Here is a 25,644-nt window from a genome sequence, read left to right as displayed (position 1 = left end):
TGCAGCGGGAGGATATTCACATCATGGAATAGGAGTGAATGAGATGAATGACATGCAGTTATATGATTTAACAAATGCGCAGAAGCGTATATGGTATACCGAATTACTCTACCCAGATACGTCAGTGTCACAGCTTTCCGGTACAGCTAAGATGAAGGGGCATATCAATATTGCTGCCTTTATGCAGTCCATTAATTTGATTATCAAACAGTATGATGCATTCCGCATCCGTATTACCTCAGTGGATGGAGTGCCTCAGCAGTACGTCGTTCCTTATGAAGAGAGACAGTTGGAGTGCCTCGATCTTAGCCACTATGAAAGTGTATCTGAGGTGGAAGCCTTACTTGAGCAACACAAAAGAAAACCCTTGCCCCTGCTGGATTCTGAGCTCTTCCAGTTTTTAATTGTGAAGATTAGCGAGGAAGAGTATTGGATTAATATCAAGATGCACCATATTATTTCTGACGGAATATCAATGGTGGTCTATGGCAATCAGCTTACAACATTTTACATGGAGTTAATTCAAGGTAATGAACCGAAGCTGGGCGACGATTGCTCGTATATTCAATATATTGCAGATGAGAATGCATACGAACTTTCTGACAGATACCAAAAGGATAAGGCATACTGGCTGGATAAATTTTCCGATTTGCCTGAGCTTACGGGTTGGAAGTCATATAATCCGTTATCTTTAAGCACCCACGCCGTTCGGGAGCATTTTACCGTACCAGAAGTGCTATATCACGAGCTGCAAGCATTTTGCCAACAGAATAGGATTTCTTTGTTCCAGTTCTTCATGGGTGCGATGTATATCTACATACACAAAATGACGAATCAGCCGGATGTGGTGATTGGCACTTCGTTCGCTAACCGGGGGAACAAAAAAGAGAAGCAAAAGATAGGTATGTTCGTCAGCACCGCTGCTGCCAGAACATACGTCAAAAAGGATATGGATGTGTTGAGCTTCCTGCAGGATGTAGCCAGAGATCAGATGTCAGTCCTGCGGCATCAGAAATATCCATACAATCAGTTAATTCAGGATCTTAGAGAAATGCATGGTAACAAGGATATTCAGCGGCTTTTTGGCGTTTCAATGGAATATCGTCTTATCAATTGGGTTGATTTGGATGATGTGCGTATTTTGACAGATTATGATTTCTGCGGGGACGAAGTGAACGATTTCGTGCTTCATATCGTGGAGATCCTGGATGAAGGCGAACTGGTACTGGATGTCGATTATCGGACGGAGCTGTTTGAACGCAGTGAAGTTAAGGACATGGTTTCCCAGTTGCTTACGATCGCCGAGCAGATCATTCATTCACCTCAGCTTTCCATCGCAGAGGTAAACCTACTGGGTGAACCAGAAGAGCAGTCCATTTTGGCTCTTTCGGAAGGTGCTGCAGTCGATTATCCACGTGAGAAGACCATCCATGGCTTATTCGAAGAACAAGCCGAGCGCACGCCAGATCACGTAGCCGTTCAGATGGACGAGCAGAGCGTTACATACCTAGCTCTAAACGAGCAGGCTAACCAGCTTGCGAGATATTTGCGCTCCGAGGGAGTAGGAGCAGATACGCTCGTAGGGATTATGGCTGACCGTTCCTTGGAGATGGTCATCGGGATGTTGGCCATTTTGAAAGCAGGTGGTGCCTATGTACCGATTGACCCCGATTATCCCGAAGAACGTATCCATTATATGCTGGAGGATTCAGGTGTCCGTCTGTTGCTCACTCAAAGTCATCTATGGGAGAGCACCACTTTTGACGGAAAGCTTGTGAGTTTGGACGAAGCTGCAACGTATACAGGAGATGCTTCCAATCTGGAGAGTATTTCGGGACCAAGCCATCTGGCCTATGTTATCTACACGTCGGGTACGACCGGCAAGCCAAAGGGCACGCTGATTGAACACAAAAATGTAGTTCGACTGCTCTTTAACGATAAAAATTTATTTGATTTCAACTCTCAGGATACGTGGACGCTATTTCATTCGTTCTGCTTTGATTTCTCCGTTTGGGAGATGTATGGAGCTCTTCTCTACGGAGGGAAATTGGTGATTGTTCCATCTCTCACAGCCAAGAACCCAGCAGCTTTCCTGGAGTTGTTGAAAGACAACCAAGTCACCATTTTGAATCAGACGCCGACGTATTTTTATCAGGTGCTACAGGAAGAGTTAACGAACTCTTCGACAGAGCTTGGCCTTAGAAAAATCATTTTTGGTGGAGAGGCCTTAAGTCCATCTCTTCTAAGAAACTGGCGGGTCAAGTATCCTGATGTGCAGCTGATTAATATGTACGGAATTACGGAAACAACGGTCCATGTCACCTATAAGGAAATCACGGAACATGAGATTGAAGCGGGGAAAAGCAATATTGGCAGAACGATCCCCACACTTAGTGCTTATATTCTCGATGAGCAAAGACGGCTACAGCCTGTTGGGGTTCCGGGAGAGCTATACATTGCGGGGGACGGTCTTGCCCGTGGGTATTTGAATCGGCCGGATTTGACGTCTGAGAAATTCGTTGAGCATCCGTATCGGGCGGGAGAGCGGCTGTACCGAACTGGGGATCTTGCTCGTTGGTTGCCTGATGGCAATATTGAATATTTGGGGCGGATCGACCATCAGGTCAAAATTCGCGGCTACCGAATTGAGCTTGGTGAGGTAGAAGCCCAAATTCTCAAGGCTCCGAACGTACGGGAAACGATTGTCCTCGCACGGGAAGACGAACAGGGCCAAAAATTGCTGTGCGCCTACTATGTAGCCTCCAGTGATCTTTCACCGGGGGAATTGCGGTCTCAGCTGGCGGCGGAACTCCCCGCTTACATGATTCCTTCTTATTTTGTCCGGATGGAGCAAATGCCGCTTACACCAAATGGCAAACTGGATCGCCGTGCGTTGCCGGCTCCTGAAAGCAGCGTACAATCCGGTGAGGCTTATTTGGCTCCGAGAACTGCTGTGGAAGCTCAGATGGTACTCATCTGGCAAGATATCTTGGGCGTTGCTCGTGTCGGTGTCAGAGATAATTTCTTTGAAATTGGTGGTCACTCTTTGCGGGCGACAGTGCTCGTTTCACGGATTCACAAAGAATTGGGATGTAGCATTTCGCTGCGTGAGGTGTTTCAGTCACCTACGGTCGAATCCTTGGCGCAACTTGTGAAAAAACACATTCCGACCATGTACGAATCCATCCCACAGGCAACGGAAAGCGAAGCTTACCCAGTGTCCTCAGCGCAAAAGCGGTTATACGTGCTGAGACAGATGGACGGGGGAGAGCTCAGCTACAATATGCCAGGGGTCTTCACAGTGGATGGACCGTTGGATCGCACGCGGCTGGAGTCTGCGTTCCAGGCACTGATCCAGCGTCATGAATCCCTGAGAACCGGCTTTTATATGCAGGATGGAGAGCTTGTTCAGCGTGTGCATAGGAATGTGCCGTTTGCGTTGAACTACACAGAGGCTTTGGTGGAGGAGACGGATACGCTCATTCACAACTTTATTCGTGCCTTTGATCTGAGCCAGGCTCCATTACTGCGTGTTAGCTTGGTGAAGCTCCAGGAGGAGCGTCATCTATTGCTGTTTGATATGCATCACATCATTTCAGATGGAGTTTCTATTCAAATATTGATAGAGGAACTTACTCATTTGTATCAAGGAGAACAGCTACCAGAGCTGCACATCCAGTACAAGGATTATGCCGTATGGCAACGGGAACAGTCAGAGAACCAATGGCAAGATCTTGAGAAATATTGGCTGCAATCCTTTGAAGGAGAGTTGCCGGTATTGGATTTGCCTACAGACTTCCAACGACCTTCAGTTCGGAGCTTCGAGGGTAGCCGAATTGATTTTACATTGGATGAGTCTGGCAATAAGGCGATACAAGAGCTTGCATCCCGTACAGGTACTACACTGTATATGGTATTGCTGGCCGCTTATTCGGTATTACTGCACAAATATACAGGACAGGAGGACATCGTCGTAGGTTCTCCAGTAGCCGGAAGACCGCAGGCTGAGCTTGAGGGCATCATCGGAATGTTTGTCAACACACTGGCCTTGCGCAGTTACCCGGCAGGAGATAAAACCTTTCAGGATTATCTTCTGGAAATCAAGGAAACGGCGCTCAAGGCGTTTGAGCATCAGGATTACCCTTTTGAAAAATTGGTCGAAAAGCTGGGCGTAGGACGTGATGTCAGCCGCAATCCGCTCTTTGACACCTTATTGGTATTACAAAATACCGAGCAGGAAGAGCAGGATATGGACGGAGTGCACTTTACTCCTTACTTGATGGACACCGTCACAGCCAAATTTGACCTGTCCCTCAATGTAGAGGAGAAGGGGTCAAAATTAGCCTTTGGCCTCGAGTATAGTACGGCTTTATATCGGCGTGAAAGTGTAGAGCGACTTGCAACGCACTTGCTGCGGGTTCTGCACGCAGTCGCGGCCAATCCTCAGTTGCAATTGGCCGAGATAGAAATGATCACACCGGAGGAGAAAGTACAGATCGTTGAAGTATTTAACGCGACATCGACTCCTTATCCAAGTGAGAAGACTATTCACGAGCTGTTCGCAGAACAAGTCAAGCGTACACCAGAGCAGACGGCGCTTGTATTCGGCGATGTCCAGCTAACGTACCTTGAATTGCAAGACAAGGCGAGCCGACTGGCCCAAACACTGCGTCGGTTGGGAACGTTGAGGGAGCAGCCTGTGGCCGTAATGGGCGGACGAAGCATCGAGATGGTCATTGGTATGCTCGCGGTGCTTCAGGCAGGTGGAGCCTATGTGCCGATTGATCCTGATTACCCGGAAGATCGGGTTCGTTATATGCTTGATGATTCCGACGCCAAGCTATTATTGGTGCAAAAGGGCGAGCTTATAAGTGTAGACTACGGTATACCGATTGTCGATCTCAGCAGTGATGAGGCTTATGCAGCTGAACCTGCCCAGCCGGAGACTGCTCAGGGATCGCAGGGGCTTGCTTATGTCATCTATACATCGGGCACGACGGGAAGACCGAAGGGCGTTATGGTTGAACACCGGAACGTGGTCCGTCTGGTTAAAGAAACCAATTATGTGGAGCTGAATGAATCCACACGAATTTTGCAGACGGGAGCCGTGGCCTTCGATGCTTCCACTTTCGAGATATGGGGGGCGTTGCTTAACGGCGGACAGCTCTATTTCGTCGAGAACGACGACATCTTGATTGCTGATAGGCTCAAAGCGGCTATTGCCAAGTACGGGATTACGACATTGTGGCTTACTTCACCGCTTTTCAATCAGCTTTCCCTGCAGGATGAGTACCTGTTCAGAGGGCTAAAAGCATTGCTAGTCGGCGGTGATGTACTGTCTCTATCTCATATGAATCGTGTAATCGAGGCTAATCCTGATCTTGTCCCTATCAATTGCTATGGTCCGACAGAGAATACGACCTTCTCCACCACCTACAAGATTCCAGGTCGTGCTGAAGGGGGAGTGCCGATTGGTCGCCCCATTAGTAATTCGACCGCTTATGTGGTCAATGGATCGCTTCAATTGCAACCTATTGGAGCTTGGGGCGAACTGATTGTCGGCGGTGAAGGTGTAGCGCGCGGATATCTCAATCGCCCCGATCTCACGGCAGAAAAATTTGTCCCTAGCCCTGTGAAGGATGGAGAACTCTGCTACCGAACTGGTGATCTGGTACGCTGGCTTCCGGATGGAAATCTGGAATTCAAAGGAAGAATTGATGAGCAGGTCAAAATACGCGGTTACCGCATCGAACTCCCTGAAATCGAGGCCCAACTGGCCAAGGTGGAGTCAGTAATCGACGCCGTAGTGGTCGTTCGCGCGGATGAGCTTGGAGAGAAGCAGCTTTGCGCTTATTATGTGGCCGATCGTATGCTCACGGCAGGCGAAGTACGTCTTTCCCTATCGCAGGTACTTCCGGGCTATATGATTCCATCCTACTTTATCCAGATGGATCGTATGCCATTAACATCAAACGGAAAAGTGGACCGCAGGTCTCTGCCGGCTCCTCAAGTAGGCGCGCATACAGGAAGGAAGTATACAGCTCCTCGTACACCGGCTGAAGAAGCTTTGGCATCTGTCTGGCAAGGGGTGTTGGGTGCCGAACAGGTGGGTATCCATGACAACTTCTTTGAATTGGGCGGAGACTCCATAAAAGCTATTCAGGTGTCGTCACGGTTACTGCAGGCCGGCTATCGGTTAGAGATGAAGCAGCTGTTCAAATCGCCAACCATTGCCGAGCTAGGCGCGGAAATACAAACGGCTGTGCATATGGCTGAACAGGGAGTTGTGCGTGGAGCGACTCGCTTGACTCCAGTCCAACAGTGGTTCTTTGGACGGAAGCAGGCAGAGCCTCATCACTTCAATCAAGCGGTTATGCTGTATCGTGAACAAGGGTTTGAGGAAAAGGCCTTGCATCAGGTGCTAAGAAAACTCGCTGAGCATCATGACGCCCTTCGCATGGTTTTCCGTCAGACAGAGCATGGATACGAAGCTTGGAATCGTGATCTTGAAGAAGGAGAGCTTTATAGCCTTTTCACCGCTGATTTACGGAATGAATCCGATCCGGCTGCAGCCATTACATCGCTGTCGGATGACATTCAGCGCAGTATCAATCTGGCAGAAGGTCCACTGCTGAAGTTAGGGCTCTTCCATTGTCAGGATGGAGACCACCTTCTGATCGTGATCCACCATTTGGTGGTGGACGGAGTATCCTGGCGGATTTTGTTCGAGGATATTGCAGCAGGCTATGAGCAGGTGATTCAAGGACAAGCGCTGACATTCCCGCAGAAGACGGATTCCTTCCGTGACTGGGGAGACGCCCTTGCTCGTTATTCGGAAGGTCCTGAAATGGAGACTCATCGGGCGTATTGGAGAGAGCTGGAGGATCAGCCACTCGAACAGTTGCCGAAGGATGAGGCTGTGGAAAGCCTTCTTTTACAGGATAGCAAAGTAGTAACAGCACAATGGACTATAGAAGAAACCGACCAATTGTTGAGAAAAGCCCATCGTGCTTATCAAACAGAGACGAATGATCTGCTATTGACTGCTCTAGGCATGGCGGTATCCAAGTGGTCTGGCATCGGAAAGGTTGCTGTGAATCTGGAAGGACACGGTCGTGAGCCGATTATACCGAATATCGACATCACCCGTACCGTAGGCTGGTTTACAAGTCAATATCCGGTGATTTTAGACTTGGGGGATGACCCGGAAGTGGCTGCCTTGATCAAGTCTGTGAAAGAAGGGCTGCGCCGAATTCCGAACAAAGGTATTGGCTACGGGTTGCTTAAAACGATGGCAAGTCAGTTGGACGAAGACAGCTTCAGCTTGCAGCCTGAGATTTCTTTTAACTATTTGGGGCAATTTGATCAGGATTTGCAAGGCAGCTCGTTGCAGATTTCTCCTTATCCGACTGGAAGCGCCCAAAGCTTGTTGGAGGAACCGGCCTATACGCTAGATATCAATGGCATGGTGACGGACGGAGCCCTGACTCTGACGATTACTTATAACGGAAAACAGTATAAGTCATCTACGATGGAACAGCTCGCTGGATATATTGAAGAAAGCCTGCGGGAGCTTCTCCAGCATTGCATAACCCAGGAAAAAACCGTATTGACACCAAGCGACGTGCTTGCGAAGGGTCTAAGCATTGCCGATCTGGAGGAGCTTTCTAAGCAGACTAGCCACATAGGCGATATTGAGAATGTATATAGTCTGACGCCGATGCAGAAGGGCATGCTGTTCCATGATATGTTTGAGCCGCATACAGGTGCTTATTTTGAGCAGGCTGCCTTTGACTTTAAGGGTAGCTTTGATCCGACCGCCTTCGGACACAGTCTGGATGCAGTGGTGGAGCGTCATGCCATCCTGCGCACGAACTTTTACAGCGGATGGGGCAGCGAGCCTTTGCAGGTTGTATTTCGACACAGAGGCGCTAAATTGGTGTACGAAGACCTGCGGGAGATGAATGCATCGCAGCGCGAAGCTTACCTGAAGACATTTGGTGCTAAGGACAAAGCACTGGGCTTCAACCTGGCTGAAGACGAGCTTCTCCGTGTATCAATTTTACAAAGAGATGAAGAGAGCTTCCGCCTCTTATGGAGCTTTCACCACATCGTCATGGATGGCTGGTGTGTTCCGTTAATTACGCAGGAGGTATTTGAACACTATTTTGCCCTCCTGGAAGGAAGAGAGCCGCAGCTGGCAGAGGTTCATCCGTACAGTCGATATATCGAATGGCTGGAACAGCAGGATGAAGCAGTTGCGTCCAACTATTGGAGCCGATATCTGGCCGGTTACGAGCAGCAGACGCTTTTACCTCAAGTCGGTGGAGCAAGTAAGGGAGAAGGCTATGTAGCAGAAAAGCTGAATTATCCTCTCAGCAGGGAATTGACTGAGCGCCTTGAAAAGGTGGCCAGGGATGCTCATGTCACGATGAATATATTGCTGCAGTCCCTCTGGGGCATTGCGCTTCAACGCTATAACGGTAGCCGGGATGTTGTGTACGGAAGTGTAGTATCAGGCAGACCAGCAGAAATTCCGGGCATTGACCGGATGATCGGTTTGTTCATCAATACGATTCCCGTTCGTGTGAAGACAGAGGAGAATCTCCCCTTCACCGTGCTGATGAAGCAGCAGCAGGAACAATATATGGCTTCTCATATGTATGACACCTACCCGTTGTTTGAGATTCAGGCTCAGACGGACCAGAAGCAGGATCTAATCTCCCATATTATGGTGTTTGAGAACTATCCTGTGGAGGAAGAGGTAGAGCGTCTGGGTGGTGGCGAGGCTGCCTTTGAGATTGAGGAAGCGGAGCTTCTTGAGCAAACGAATTATGATTTTAATTTAATTGTCCTCCCTGGCGAAGAGATGAGATTGCTGTTCCAGTACAATGCACTTGTTTATGACCCAGTGACAATTGGGCAAATCAAGGGCCATCTGGTTCACCTTATGGAACAAATTGTAGAGAACCCTGCTATTTCCGTGGATGCTCTAGAATTAGTCACGCCGCAGGAGAGAGAACAGATTCTGAACGTATGGGGAAATACGAAAAGCATTTACGAGCACTGTAACACGTTCCACGGGCTGTTGGAGGAACAGGCGGGACGAACGCCGGATGCGACTGCCATTTGGTTCGAGGACGAGAGTCTGACCTATGCCGAGCTCAATGCAAAAGCCAATGGACTGGCGAGAAGGCTCCGTACTCAGGGAATCAAGACGGGAGATCTGGTGGGACTGATTGCTGAACGGTCGCTCGAAATGATCGTTGGTATCTACGGCATTATGAAAGCCGGGGGTGCCTATGTTCCAATCGATCCAGAGTATCCGAAAGAACGAATCAGTTACATGCTTGAAGATTCCGGGGCGAAGCTGATCCTTACACAGGCCCATCTCTTGGAGCATCTCGGATGGACGGAAAATGTTTTGCTGCTGGATGAATCATCGACCTATGATGCCGACACCTCGAGTTTGGAGGATACTGCTGGTCCGGATGATCTGGCTTACGTGATCTACACTTCAGGTACGACGGGTCAGCCTAAGGGCGTATTAGTTGAGCATCGGGGACTACCAAATCTTTCGGACGTATATGGGGCACACTTCGAAGTTACACCGCAGGATCGGATCGTTCAGTTTGCAAGCCTGTCGTTTGATGCATCGGTTTCAGAAATTTTAACGGCGCTGAGCCATGGGGGGGTTCTGTGCATCCCTTCTACACAAGATATTTTAGATCATGCCCTGTTCGAGCAGTTCATGAACGATAAGGGGATTACGATAGCGACTTTGCCACCAGCATACGCTATCCACCTTGATCCAGAGCGTTTGCCAACACTGCGGTGCCTGCTAACCGCTGGATCGGCCGCATCGGTCGAGTTGATCGAAGAGTGGAGGAAGCATGTACGTTACTCTAATGGCTATGGCCCAACGGAGAACTCCGTATGCACCACAATCTGGTCTGTCCCGGACAGTGAGGAAGCAACGGATATTGTATCTATTGGACGACCTATTGCTAACCATAGCGTGTACATCTTGGATGACCATTTTAGATTGCAACCTGTCGGTGTAGCTGGAGAGCTATGCATTTCGAGTATCGGATTAGCACGGGGGTATCATAACCGGCCTGAGTTAATGGATGAGAAGTTCGTGGACAATCCGTTTGCTCCAGGAGAGCGTATGTATCGGACGGGTGACCTGGTTCGCTGGTTACCGAATGGAACCATCGAGTACTTAGGCCGAATAGATCACCAAGTCAAAATCCGCGGCTACCGTATCGAGCTAGGCGAGGTAGAAGCACAAATGCTCAGAGTGCCGTCCGTTCAGGAAGTCGTGGCCATGGCTGTAGAGGGCGAAGACGGCTACAAAGATCTAGTCGCTTATTTCGTAGCTGCTCAGAAACTTGAGGTATCCGAGCTTCGGGCCGTCCTGTCGGAGATGTTACCTGGATATATGATCCCTTCCCGCTTCATACAACTGGAGGATATGCCTCTGACGTCGAACGGAAAAATCGATCGAAAAGCGCTGCAGGGCGAGCGTGGATGGGCAGCGGCTTCATCGGAGGCTCCAAGGACACCTGTGGAAATCCAATTAGCCGAAATCTGGCAAGAGGTGCTGGGTGTAGAGGGCGCGGGATTGAAGGATAATTTCTTCCATTTTGGAGGTCATTCCCTGCGTGCAGCCCTGCTAGTCTCACGAATTCGCAAGGAAATGAATCGCGAGATTAGTCTGAGAGAAGTGTTCGAGTCTCCTACTATTGAAGGATTGGCTCGTGCCATTGAGGGCTATACACCGCTGAATTTCGAAGAAATTCCTACAGCGGGAGCGAGAGAGCATTACCCATTGTCCTCGGCTCAAAAACGACTGTTTATTCTAAGTCAGCTGGAAGGTGGAGAGCTGAGCTACAATATGCCGGGTATCCTTACGGTTGAGGGAGCTTTGGATCGGGAACGGCTAGAGCAGGCATTCCGTCGTCTGATTCAACGTCATGGTTCGCTGCGTACTCGTTTTGTGACTGTGAACGGTGAACCTGTACAGCAGCTCCTGACGGATGTTCCGTTTACTGTGGAATATGCGGAGTTGAGCGAGGAAGAGGCAGGAGCTACCCTTCAGCAGTTTGTCCGTCCTTTTGATTTAGGTGTAGCTCCATTGCTGCGGGTCGGCCTTATTCGAATTGCACATGAGCGCCATTTACTATTGTTTGACATGCATCATATTGTCTCAGATGGGGTTTCTATGAATATTCTCATAGAAGAGTTTCTCCGCTTCTACCAAGAGGAGGACGTATTTCCTGAGCTACAGATCCAGTACACAGACTATGCTGTATGGCAGCAAGAGCAGCTCGGAAGCGAGCGTCTTAAGGCCCAGGAAGCTTACTGGCTGGATGCTTTCCGCGGAAGCTTGCCAGTGCTGGATTTGCCAGGAGATGAAGTTCGTCCTGCGGTGCGAAGCTTTGCGGGCGATCGAATCGACTTCCAAATTGATTCTTCTCTGAGTGCTTCACTTCAGGAGCTGGCTACCCGAACGGGTTCCACTCTGTTCATGGTACTGCTGGCAGCCTATACAGCGCTCTTGCATAAGTACACAGGTCAGGAAGATGTCATTGTCGGTTCACCTGTGGCAGGAAGATCCCATGCGACACTCGAAGGCCTCATCGGTATGTTCGTCGGCACAGTGGCACTTCGTACTTATCCAGAAGGAGAGAAGCCTTTCGAGGCTTATCTGCAGGAAGTGAAGGAAACAGCGCTGCGGGCCTATGAAAACCAGGATTACCCGTTCGAGGAGCTGGTAGAAAAGCTGGAGCTTCAGCGTGATTTGAGCCGTAACCCACTATTTGATACCATGTTTGTCCTGCAAAATATCGAGCAGGGAGAACAAGAAATAGAAGGATTACGCTTCACTCCTTACGATAATGTACATCCGGCTGCCAAGTTCGATCTCACACTGACCGTGAGTGAAGCAGACGGGGCATTGAACTGCACGCTTGAGTATGCGACTGCGATCTACAAGCAAGAGACTGCTGAGCGGATGGCAGGCCACTTTGTACAGCTTATTCGGGAAGCCATAGCCAATCCGGCACTGCCGTTGTCATCCCTTGATATCGTGACACCTCAGGAAAAATCAAGGCTGATGAAAGCGCCGGACGAAGCCAAGGCAGATTATCCTCGTGACAAGACGATCCATGCGCTGTTCGAGGAGCAGGCCGCACGTACTCCGAATGCAGTGGCAGTCGTATGTGAAGAGGCAGCCCTGTCCTACAGCGAGCTGAACGAGCGGGCCAATGGACTTGCCCGAACGCTGAGAGAACGTGGTTTGCAACCAGACGGTTTGGCTGGAATTATGGCGGATCGTTCCCTTGAAATGGTGGTCGGAATTTTAGCCATCTTGAAGGCAGGCGGGGCCTATGTCCCTGTAGACCCTGAATATCCAGAGGACCGCATTCGCTTTATGCTTGAGGATTCGGGAGCCAAGCTACTGCTGACACAAGCGCATCTGGAGCAACGTGTCTCCTTCACCGGGGATATCGTCAATCTGGACGAGACCGCTTCCTACAAGGAAGATGTCTCAAATCTGAAGCCTGCGGCTGGACCGACGGATCTTGCTTACGTCATCTACACATCGGGCACGACAGGCAAGCCAAAGGGAACGCTGATCGAGCACAAAAATGTAGTCCGACTGCTCTTTAATGATAAAAATATGTTTGATTTCGGTCCTCAGGATACGTGGACACTGTTCCATTCATTCTGCTTTGACTTCTCCGTATGGGAAATGTACGGGGCATTGCTGAACGGAGGACGATTGGTCATCGTCCCATCGCTTACGGCAAAGAGTCCGGATCGCTTCTTGCAATTGCTTAAGGACCAGAAGGTCACTGTTTTGAACCAGACACCGACATACTTCTACCAGTTGCTGCAGGAAGAGCTTGGTCATCACGCAGCAGAGCTGAGCCTCCGTATGATTATCTTCGGTGGAGAGGCATTAAGCCCGGCCTTGCTCAAGGACTGGAGAACGAAGTACCCGCAAGTGCAGCTCATCAACATGTACGGCATTACCGAAACGACCGTCCATGTAACATACAAGGAAATCACAGAACTGGAAATTGAACAGGGCCGCAGCAATATCGGGACCACGATTCCGACGCTGCGTGCGTACATTCTAGATGAACAACGCCGTCCACAGCCGATTGGCATTCCGGGTGAACTCTATGTGGCGGGCGAAGGCCTGGCGCGCGGCTACCTGAACCGACCGGAATTGACGGAAGAGAAGTTTGTCACTCATCCGTTTGAAGCGGGCGAGCGTATGTACCGCTCGGGTGACCTGGCACGCTGGCTGCCTGATGGCAGTATGGAGTATTTGGGACGGATTGACCATCAGGTTAAAATCCGGGGTTACCGCATCGAGCTGGGCGAAGTGGAAGCGAAGTTGCTCCATGCTCCGTCTGTAAGGGAGGCCGTTGTGCTCGCCCGGGAGGATGGAAGTGGACAAAAAGTGCTTGTCGGCTATTTCACTGCCGATCAGATGCTGACGGTAGGCGAGTTGAGAAAAGCCTTGGCTGCAGAATTGCCAGCTTATATGATTCCATCTTACTTCATGCAATTGGAACAGATGCCATTGACGCCAAATGGCAAGCTGGATCGCAAAGCGCTTCCGGCTCCGGAGGCCAATGTGCAGACTGGAGCAGTTTATGAACCGCCAAGGACGAATGCTGAGGAAGCTTTGGCGTCTGTATGGCAAGGTGTGCTGGGAGCACAGCAGGTCGGCATCCATGATCATTTCTTCGATTTGGGTGGTGACTCCATCAAAGCGATCCAGGTATCCTCGAGATTGTTCCAAGCCGGGTATAAGCTGGAGATGAAGGATCTCTTCAAATATCCGACAATTGCCGAGCTAAGCCCATATCTTCAGGCAGCCGGACGTACAGCAGAACAGGGCGAAATTAAAGGCGCGGCAGAGTTAATGCCAATTCAGCGTTGGTTCTTTGAACGCCATACTGCGGAGCCGCATCATTACAATCATGCTGTTATGCTCTATCGAAAAGATGGCTTTGATGAGGCTGCACTTCGGTTGACGATGACCCAAATCGCCACCCATCATGACGCGCTGCGTATGGTCTTCCGGCCTTCAGAAGCTGGATATGTAGCCTGGAATCGGGGAACTGACGAAGGCGAGCTCTACACATTGGACATCGTCGATGTGCGACAGGCAGAAGACCAGGCAGCTGCCGTTCAAGCCAAAGCCGATGCCATCCAGGCAAGCTTTCACTTGGAAGACGGCCCACTGTTCAAGCTAGGCTTGTTCCATTGTGAAGATGGAGATCATTTATTACTTGTTATTCATCACCTTCTAGTTGACGGGGTATCCTGGCGCATCCTGTTTGAGGACATTGCGGCGGGATACGAGCAGGCGTTGAATGGACAAGCGATCATTCTTCCACAAAAGACCGATTCGTATCTTGTATGGTCCGAACAAGCGGCGAAGTATGCGGCCGGGCCTACCCTGGACAAAGAGCTTGCATACTGGCAGCAGATCGAGGAGGCGATTTTGGCCCCACTGCCAAAGGATGAGGATCAGGAGCCAGGCACCATTCGGGATACCGAGTCAGTAACGGTAATGTGGTCTGCTGAAGAAACAGACCTACTGTTGCGACAAGCGAACCGGGCGTATCATACGGAGACGAATGATTTGCTCTTGACTGCTCTGGGGGCAGCCATTCAGCGTTGGACAGGCATGGAGCAGATTTTAGTCAATCTTGAAGGGCATGGACGGGAAATGATCGTACCAGACCTGGATATTACCCGTACCGTGGGTTGGTTCACAACCCAGTATCCAGTTCTGCTGAACCTGCAAGGCAGACAGGAAGTATCTGCGCGAATCAAGCGCATCAAGGAGAATTTGCGAGAGGTTCCGCACAAAGGAATCGGCTACGGTCTTCTGAAGTATATGGCACCGGAGAAAAGTGTCGGATTCGGCGTGGAGCCGGAGACTTCCTTCAATTATCTTGGGCAGTTTGATCAGGATTTGGAGGGTAATGCCCTTAGCCTATCCACACATTCAGTTGGTAAGGCGCTCAGCGACTACACACCACAGCAATATGCTCTGGATGTGAATGGCATGATTGCCGAAGGCCAGCTATCCCTGACGATTACGTACAGCAGCAGGCAGTATCGTAACGAGACGGTGAGTCATTTTGCTGAATTATTACAGTCAAGCCTTAGTGAGGTCATCCGTCATTGTGTGGCTCAGGAGCGTTCACAGCTTACACCAAGTGATGTTCTGTTCCAAGGATTAACATTGGAGCAGCTTGATCGACTCACGGCGCAGACGGCTCATATCGGAGAGATTGAGGATGTGTACAAGCTGACGCCAATGCAGAAGGGAATGCTGTTTCACAGCCTGCTGGAGCCGGACTCCTCTTCATACTTCGAACAGGCAACGTTTGAGCTGCGTGGTAGCTTCGATGTAGATATCTTCTTCGAGAGCTTCCAGGCTTTGGTGCAACGACATGCCATACTACGTACCGGATTTTACAACAACATTACTGATGTACCGCTGCAAGTTGTCTTTAAGCAACGGTTAATCCCTCTGCACTACGTAGATTTGCGCGACGCATCTATGCAGGAACAAGAAGCCCGAATCAAGGCTTATATTGCTGAAGATATGGTTAAGGGGTTCAGCTTGTCAGAAGATCCGCTGATGCGAGTGACCGTCTTGCAGAAGGATCAAAGCTGTCTTGTATTGTGGAGCTTCCACCATATTGTCATGGATGGCTGGTGTATCCCGATCATTACACAGGAGCTGTTCGATTATTATTCTGCCAAGAAACAGCAATTACAGCCTGTCCTGCCGCCAGCTCAGCCCTATAGCCGTTATATTGAGTGGCTTGATGCACAGGATGATCAAGAAGCTTCAACGTATTGGAGCCAATACCTCGAAGACTATGACGGGAATACCGTATTGCCGGAAGGTAAAACGAAACCACAAGCTAAAGAAGCGGGCTATGTTCTGAATGAGCATGTTCTCCATTTGGGTGCATCTTTGACCGGTAAAATGGATGTTGTCGCGAAGCGAAATCACGTGACCGTCAACACACTCATGCAGACAGCCTGGGGACTGATTCTTCAACGTTACAATGCCAGCTCGGATGTGGTTTTCGGCGGCGTTGTATCGGGTAGACCGGCTGACATTGCAGGTATCGAGAATATGGTGGGTCTGTTCATTAACACAGTACCGATCCGTGTGCAGTCATCCAAAGACGAAGCCTTTGTCGAGGTCATGAAACGTACACAGGCACAATCGCTGGCAGGCCGTGCTTACGATACCTACCCACTGTACGAGATTCAGGGGAAAACAACCCAAAAGCAGGACCTGATTTCTCATATTATGATCTTTGAAAATTATCCGCTCGACGAACAGGTGGAGCAATCGGGTAATCAAAATGAGGACAATCTCGAAGTCGCGGACTTCAACATGTTTGAACAAACGAACTATGACTTCAACCTGGTTGTGATTCCAGGCGAGGATATTAAGGTCTGCATTCGTTATAATGCTTCGGTTTACGAGCAAGAAAGCATTGCACGTATCGGAGGACACTTGTTGCAGATGCTCGATCAGGTGGCTACTCGTCCGCAGGCGACTATCCGGGAACTGGAGATTGTAACATCTGAGGAACGAGTGAAACTGCTTGACTGGGGCGGCAAGGCCCATACCTATCCAAGCGATCAGGGTCTGCATACCTTGTTTGAAGAACAGGTTGTCCGTACGCCTAATAAGATTGCGGCAGTAAACGGCGACATCCAGATCACGTATCGGGAGCTGAACGAGCAGGCGAACAGGCTGGCCTCCACCTTGATAGCCCAGGGACTACGGAGTGAACAAGTAGTAGGTCTGTTGGCAGATCGGTCTGTAGAGCTGCTTGTCGCTATCATGGGTGTGCTGAAAGCGGGTGGAGCCTATGTGCCTATTGATCCTGAATATCCGCAGGAGCGGATTCAGTATATTCTGAAGGATTCCGGCGCTGAGATTCTGCTCACACAGAGCCACCTAACGGAGTTGGCTTCCTTTGAGGGAACGGTTATGGAATTGGATTCGCCGCACATCTACGGAACTGGGGTGGATAATCCCAATATTCCTGTTGGAGGAAACGATCTGGTGTATTTAATCTATACCTCGGGTACAACAGGAAATCCGAAGGGAACCATGATTAACCACAAAGGGATCGTGAACTACATCTGGTGGGCCAATAAGGTCTATTGTGCTGGGCAACCAACGGACTTCCCACTGTACTCATCCATTTCGTTTGATCTGACGCTGACGTCGATCTTTACTCCATTAATTAACGGAGGATTAGTACGGATTTATGATGGCATAGATAAAGCGGAGGTTGTACAGCATATTTTGCGCGAAAATGCGGTCGATATTCTCAAGTTGACGCCGACTCATCTCAGTCTGATTAAAGATATGACCATCCCGGCGGAAAGTCGCATTCAGCAGCTCATTGTGGGTGGAGAGAATCTGACCACACATTTGTCGAAAACCATCACAGATCTCTTTGGCGGCAACATCAAAATCTACAATGAATATGGACCAACCGAAACAGTCGTCGGCTGCATGATTCACCTGTACAATCCTGCAAAGGATACGCGTGAATCTGTACCGATTGGATTGCCAGCAGACAATATATACATCCATATTCTGGATGATCAGCTCCGTCTCGTACCGTTAGGCGTGGAGGGCGAAATGTACATCGCCGGGGACGGGGTAGCCCGTGGATATCTGAACCGTCCTGAGCTTACCGCAGATAAATTCATTAGAAATCCGTTCGCTTCGGAAGGAAATATGTATCGCACTGGGGATTTGGCTCGTCGCCTTCCTAATGGAGACATTGAGTACATTGGACGCATTGACCATCAAGTTAAAATACGGGGCTATCGTATTGAGCTTGGTGAGATTGAGGCCAAGCTGCTGGACATTCCACTTGTCGAGGAAGCTCTCGTTGTTGCGTGGGCAGATGCTCATGGGCAGAAATCGCTGTGTGCTTACTTCGTAGCTGATCGCGAAATGTCTGTCAGCGAGCTGAGAGACGAACTGTCTGCCGGACTGCCTGCATATATGATTCCGTCTTACTTCGTCCAACTGGACGTGATGCCTTTGACACCGAATGGCAAGCTGGATCGTAAGGCACTGCCTGAACCGAACTCGGGTGTAAAGGCGGGTGCAGACTTTACCGCTCCGCGGACGGATGTGGAGAACATTTTGGCTTCGATCTGGCAAGGTGTACTCGGCGTGCCGCTTGTCGGCATACATGATAATTTCTTTGAGCTTGGAGGCGACTCGATCAAATCCATTCAAGTCTCATCAAGGCTTCTCCAAGCAGGCTATAAGCTTGAAATGAAGGATTTGTTCGGCTATCCGACAATTGCAGAGCTGGCACAGCGCGTTAGCGCGGTTAGCCGAATTGCGGACCAAGGCGAGGTACACGGAGCGGTAAGACTAGGACCTGCTCAGCGCAGATTTTTCGATGAGCAGTCGATGGACCTGCACCACTTTAATCAGTCAGTCATGTTGTACCGACGGGAGGGCTTCAACACCGATGCGCTCACCAAGGTTGTTCGGAAAATTGCAGAACATCATGATGCGCTGCGACTGGTATTCCGCCAAGGAGAGCAAGGATTTGAAGCCTGGAACCGCAGTTTAGGTGAGGGTGAGCTTTATAGCCTCGAGATCCATGATCTACGGGATGAAATAGACCCAGCTTCGGCAATAGAAGCAGGTGCGGAAGCCATTCAGCGCAGCATCTCTCTGGAGGATGGACCTCTCTTTAGACTGGGTCTGTTCCGCTGTACGGACGGCGAACATCTGTTAATCGCTATTCATCATCTGGCTGTTGATGGCGTATCCTGGCGTATTCTCTTTGAGGACCTGCAGGAAGGCTACGAGCAGGCGGTGCGCGGAGAAGCTGTCAAGCTTCCGCAGAAGACGGATTCGTACCATGCATGGGTTGAGGGAATTACACAATATGCGAACAGCCCGGCGGCTGAACAAGAACGCAGCTATTGGGTAGATATAGAAGGAGATGGCTTCGCCCCTCTTCCAAAAAATAACGTAGACGACATTCTTCTCATCAAAGACAGCGAGGCTGTTACGGTGAAGTGGTCGCCAGAAGAGACAGAGCAGTTCCTGAAAGAAGCGAACCGCACTTACAACACGGAAGTTAACGATCTGCTCCTGACGGCCCTCGGTATAGCTGTTCACGAGTGGACGGGAATCGAACGTGTAGGCATCCTTCTGGAAGGGCATGGACGGGAGCCTATTGTACCGGAATTGGATATCACCCGCACAATAGGCTGGTTTACAAGTCAATACCCTGTCGCCCTTGAGATGGGAGGGGAATTGGAGATCGGCGCCAGAATCAAGCACGTCAAGGAAGGCTTGCGTCGTATCCCGAACAAAGGTGTCGGATATGGTATTTTGAAATATTTAAGCGACGGTTCCGATGTCTCCTCCTTCTCGGCTGAACCGGAGATTACCTTCAACTACTTGGGACAGTTCGACCAGGATCTTGCAGGAGGGATGATGGAAGTATCGCCTTACTCAGTAGGACCTGAGGTCAGTGAGCAGATGGTGCAGCATCAGGCATTGAACATTAATGGACTGATTGCCGAAGGACGGCTTCAACTTTCGGTCAGCTATAACCGTCATCAGTTCCACGGGGAGTCCGTGGCTAAGTTTGTTGGCATTCTGAAGAACCGTCTTAGCGAAGTTATTGGACATTGCGTAAGTAAGGAAAGAACAGAACTTACACCAAGCGATGTACTCCTCAAAGATATCAGCTTGGAAAAGATTGAGGAGTTAGAAGAGCAGACACGGCATATCGGCAGTATTGAAAATATGTATAAACTAACACCGATGCAAAAAGGAATGTTGTTCCACAGCTTGCTTGAGCCTCATTCAGAAGTCTACTTTGAGCAGGCCAAATTTGAAATTCAGGGAGCATTCTATCCTGAGGATTTCAAACGCAGCTTAAAATATCTGATGAAACGGCATGCCATATTGAGAACGAATTTCCATGCCGGGTGGGGCGATTTCCCTATTCAGATTGTGTTCAAAGAAAGAGCGTGTGACTTCGCATACGAGGATCTACACGAGCTGGAAGTCGATGAAATTCAAGCGCGTCTTGCAGCTTATACTGCTCAGGACAAAGCAAGAGGCTTTAATCTTGCTGAAGAAGCGTTGCTGCGTGTTGCTATTCTACGTACAGCAGAAGAGGCTTACCATTTGCTGTGGAGCTCTCATCACATCATTTTGGATGGCTGGTGTATGCCGCTTGTGCTCCAGGAAGTGTTTGAGACGTATGGGGTTCTGCGTGAGCAAAGGGAGCCTGAGCTTCCTGCAGCTGTATCGTACAGCCAGTATATTCAATGGTTGGAGAAGCAAGGCGAGGAAGAGGCATCCTCTTACTGGAGAAATTATCTGGAAGGCTACGAGCAGCAGACGAAGCTGCCGCAGGCGATAACACAGCCATCGGCAAAAGCAGAAGCCTACGTGTCGGAAAAGCTTGTTTTCACGTTAAACGCGGAACTGACCGAGCGGCTGGAACAAGTGGCCAAGCAGAACCAGGTAACGATGAACACGCTGATGCAAGCAGCCTGGGGAATCGTGTTGCAGCGCTACAATAGAAGCCAGGATGTCGTCTTCGGAAGTGTGGTATCAGGAAGACCTGCCGAGATTCCGGGTATCGAAAGCATGATTGGTCTCTTCATTAATACGGTCCCGGTTCGGGTTCAGGCAGAGGGAAGCGATTCGTTCTCCCATGTGATGAAAAGACAGCAGGAATTATATTTGGCAGGACATGCTTATGATTCTTATCCGCTCTATGAGATTCAAGCACAGAGCGAACAAAAGCAAGATTTGATTTCTCATATTATGGTATTTGAGAATTATCCGGTAGAAGAGCATCTGGAAGAGAAAATTGCCAGTGAAGAGGCTGAATACAAAATTACGGATGTTCAGATGTTTGAACAGACGAATTATGATTTTAACCTCATTGTGCTGCCAGGCCGTAATCTGGAGTTCTTGTACCGTTACAATGCCCGCGTCTATGATCGGGAGAGCGTGGAACGGATTCAAGGACATTTAATGAAGATTCTGAAAAGCGTATCTGTTCATCCTGCCATCCGCATTGATGAGCTGGAGCTGATTACGCCGGAAGAGAAATCGCAGATTATAGAGGTGTGGGGCGATACAGCAGCTCCTTATCCGCGTGAGAAGACCCTTCACCGTATATTTGAGGAAAAAGCGGCGCTTACACCGGATCGTACAGCACTTATTTACGGCGAAACGGAGCTAACCTACGGAGAGCTTCATCAGCAGGCGAACCGCCTCGCACGTACGTTGCGTGCCCAAGGGGTCAGACCGGACCAACCGGTCGGCATCATGGTTGAGCGCTCGCTTGAGATGATCATTGGCATCCATGCCATTCTAAAAGCGGGTGGGGCGTATGTACCGATTGATCCGGAATTCCCGGAAGATCGCATTCGCCACATGCTGGAGGATTCGGGAGCGAAGGTTCTGTTGACGAAGAACCATCTCAAAGATCGCTTTCCGTTTGCTGGTACGCTCCTGGCACTCGATGATCCGCAGGCGTATCATGCGGATGACTCGAGTCTGGAGCCAATCGCGGGGCCGGAGCATCTGGCGTATATCATTTACACGTCAGGTTCAACCGGCAAGCCGAAAGGTGTAATGATCGAGCACCGTTCCGCCGTTCATACGCTGAGCCAGTTGGAAGCTGAATATCCGATGTTGGCAGGTGACCGATTCCTGCTCAAAACGACATTCACCTTTGACTTCTCCGTGCCGGAACTGTTCTGCTGGTTCTTTGGGCAGGGAACCCTCGTGATCCTGCCGCAGGGCGCAGACAAAGACCCGTTGGCACTGCTGGAGGCCGTGAATACGAGCCGTATCACGCATCTCAATCTGGTGCCGTCGATGCTCAGTGTGCTCGTTCAATACTTGAAAGAAAGCGGCACCCAAGGATTCCTTACTCTGAAATACCTGTTTGCCTGCGGCGAGACGCTGCCTGCCAAACTTGTAGAAGAGTATTATAAAGTATCTCCTTACGCAGTACTGGAAAACATCTACGGTCCTACGGAAGCGGCCGTATATGCGACCCGATATACAACGAGCCCTGAGACTGCTGCTCTAACGCATGTACCTATCGGCAAACCGTACGCGAACGTGCAAGTCTGGATGATGGACAGTGCTTCTCAGGTATCACCTGTGGGTGTACCGGGAGAACTCTGCATTGCAGGCGAAGGGGTAGCGCGCGGGTACTTCAACCAACCGGACCTGACGGCAGAGAAGTTCATTCCTCACCCGTACAAACCGGGAGCACGGATTTACCGGACGGGCGATTTGGCTCGATGGCTACCAGACGGGAATATTGAGTATTTGGGGCGGATCGATCACCAGGTAAAAATCAGGGGTTACCGCATTGAACTGGGAGAAGTGGAAGCACAAATTCTGAAAGTGCCATCTGTGCAGGAAGCAGTTGTTCTTGCACTGGCTGATACAGCTGGAAGTACTCAGCTTTGCGCGTACTTTGTGGCTGAGGAGGGGCTTGCAGCGGGTGTGTTACGCGAGGCACTGGCCAGCGAACTGCCGAGCTACATGATTCCGACTGCTTTTGTACAGTTGGCACAAATGCCGCTGAATCCGAACGGCAAATTGGATCGTAAGGCGCTGCCTGCACCAGAAGCACTTCTGCGGAGCACAGCGGAGTATATCGCGCCGCGTACGCAGACAGAAGTAGAGCTCGCTCAGATTTGGTCCGAGGTGCTCGGCGTACAGGAAATCGGGATCAGGGATCATTTCTTCGAACTTGGGGGCCATTCCCTGAAGGTATTGGGCTTGATCCAAAGGATCTCGTCCGGTATGGGCGTACAGCTCCCACTCCAAGTCGTGTTTAATCTGCCGACTGTGGAAGAAATGGCGCATGAAATCTCCAAGTTGCAGGCAACAACTGCTGCTAATGAAGAGGAAATGGAAATTATCCGCTTCCCAGGGAAAGGAACACTCAAAGTGTTTTGCTTCCCTCCACGGGTAGGCCACTCTCTGGGGTACTATGAGATGGCCAAGGAGCTGGAAGGGCTTTGCGAGGTGTACGGGATGGAATTTATCGGCGATCGTTTCCAGGGCCAAGATATGCTGGATCGATACATCGATGCCATCGTGGATATTCAAGCAGAGGGTCCATATGTATTCCTGGGATACTCACTTGGAGGAAATCTCGCCTTCGAGGTAGCTAAAGCCATGGAAAGCCGAGGTCACCATGTTAGCGACCTTATTATGGTAGATGCTATGAGAAAGATGTCCAAGGATGAATCGACACCGGAGGAGCTTGAAGAGATTGTCGAGATGGTACTGGACAGCATTAGGGACCAGTACAAAGCATTCCTCGCCGATCCAGTGGACAGGGAGCGAGTCATGGACAAAATGTTGGTTTACTCCGTCTACCGCGATGAGCTTATTAACTCAGGTGAAGTTCATGCGAATATCCATGCTCTGATTGCAGAGGATGATAGTATTGGTCCGGATACATCATTAGATAAATTGTTATGGCAACAGGCGACACTTGGTCAATACAAAGAATACGAAGTCATCGGAACGCATGATGTGCTGCTTGATTCCGGTTATGTCGGGGAGAATGCTAAAGTGCTGAGACAGATACTTGGCAAGGTCGCAGAAGCATCATCTAAAAACAAGCCCATTTTGTCCTAAGATCAATCAACCATAATAAGTGTTGGGCAGCAAAGACGCCCGGGTTCCTTTATATAGGAGAAACCCGGGCGTCTTTTTGTGTTTTATGCAACCATCAACATATAATGCCCTTAATCATCTGTGTTTTTTAGGAACGGTTGGTTGAGGAGGACTGATAGTGGGAGATGAGCTCACGGATTACCTGAATGACAAGCTCTGGTTGATCATGGATAATCATATGCTCGCTCTTCTTGGCAACAATAAATTTGCTGTTTGTAGAGATGTTGAGCATCTCACGCTGCCCAATTTGCCAGCTTTGTTCGATCTGGTCATTTCCGCTCTTGCTAATACCGAACTGAGTCAAATCTTGCTGGATGCCCCGGGCAATCACACGCACAGGGAGATTCCCCAGATGCTGCCCACGTATGGCATCTTCGGTCGTGCTCGCCAGATCACCCTCCTCGGCAACAGATCGAAAGTATTTGGGGGAAGCGACAATATTCACAAAAGATTTTCTATCTTGATACTCGACACGACCCGTTAGCATAAAATTGGGGAACAGACGAAAAGCCCCCGACTTTTCTAGGAGAATGGATAGTAACGGCGAGGGATTGACCTTAGGTCGTTCCTTGGCATAGATCTTATTTGTCCGGCGAGCGTCATTCTCAGGCCTAGCATCCACCAAGACCAATCCTGCCACCTCGTCTCTGTACGTTTGTGCATACAGTCTTGAGTACATCCCCCCGAGGGAATGGCCTACAAGGATATAAGGAGCCTGGATGTCTGCATTCTTTAAGGCGACATGAAGCTCTCGAACGATGTTTTCCCCGGTTCGTGGAGTAGCAGCCTCCTCGCTCCATGCATAGCCTGCCCGGTCATAGGATACAACGGTGGCGAATGAAGACAGCTTTTGGGGAATATCTCTCCAGGACAGGCTGCTTTCCCCGCTCCCCGATTCAAGCAGTATCGTCGGAGAGCCGCTACCAAGTTTGTGAATATGAAGCCGATAGCCCCCGGCGTCGACCATTTCCCCCAGAGGAGGGTATTGCAATTTATCCTGTTTGGATGCGATCCACTCATACACAAATCCAGAGATAACGAATAGTAGTAAGCAAGAGATGATAAGAGACAGAATTTTCGTCCATGTTCGCCTTCGTCGCTTCATTTAAAATCTACTCCTCTATAATGTAATAATTAATCATCACCTAATGTCATATGAAACAAAATTGCTTTCGTGTGGTTTGTGGCTTGCTGAAGATTTCATGTAAACTATTAAAATGAAGTTCCGTAATATCCGCCTATTCTCTATTAGCGGTTGAGTGGTTATGGCGCTGGCGTTCTTTATCATTTTTACCCATCCTTTCTTTGTCAAATCATCAATATTAAAGAAAAAACAGAATATGCACTTGAGTTGTAATGAGTAACGCGATATTTCGAGGCCATTGCCTGGACTTCATTATTCTTGGATGACGGGCGATAGGTCCACTTGAATAAAGCACAGGGTACAGTTACAACTATAAAAATAGTAAAAACAATTTAATAAAAATAGGTTGCATTTAAAAACACAGAATGATATACTCTAATTCCGGCCAAGAAATACAATGATCGCGAGCGAATGTTACAAAAAAGATTTTAAAAAAATGCTTGCAAAGTTGGTTCGGACATGATATGATATAAGAGTTGATGAGGCGACGAGCTGATTCGACGAAAAAGAATGTTTGATCTTTGAAAACTGAACAACGAGTGAGTAAAATGATTTTGCTTGCAAAATCAAACAAGAGATATTTTATCTCGTCAGTTTCAAAATGAGCTTATCGCTCTTTCTATAAACCAGCTTCGGTTGGTCTTTAATGGAGAGTTTGATCCTGGCTCAGGACGAACGCTGGCGGCGTGCC

Annotated in this window: 2 protein-coding genes; one reads left to right on the top strand and one right to left on the bottom strand. The window is 49.5% G+C overall.

Translation table 11 applies throughout. The features are described 5' to 3' along the window. The first annotated feature begins 43 nt into the window (after positions 1-43). Positions 44-23,770 carry a non-ribosomal peptide synthase/polyketide synthase gene (locus AC6EJC_RS23210; RefSeq protein ID WP_444955997.1) on the top strand — a complete coding sequence of 7,909 codons (23,727 nt, stop codon included), beginning with the start codon at positions 44-46 and terminating at the stop codon, positions 23,768-23,770. A gap of 127 nt (positions 23,771-23,897) precedes the next feature. On the opposite strand, the gene AC6EJC_RS23205 is transcribed toward AC6EJC_RS23210, so the two are convergent. After that, the gene (locus AC6EJC_RS23205) at positions 23,898-24,914 is read right to left on the bottom strand and encodes an alpha/beta hydrolase (protein ID WP_444955996.1); all 1,017 of its coding nucleotides are present in this window, start codon (positions 24,912-24,914) and stop codon (positions 23,898-23,900) included. Positions 24,915-25,644 lie beyond the last annotated feature (730 nt).

The sequence above is a fragment of the Paenibacillus sp. TY11 genome (assembly GCF_059772165.1).
Note: the sequence above shows the minus strand (reverse complement) of the source record. Positions and strands in the feature narration are given on the sequence as shown.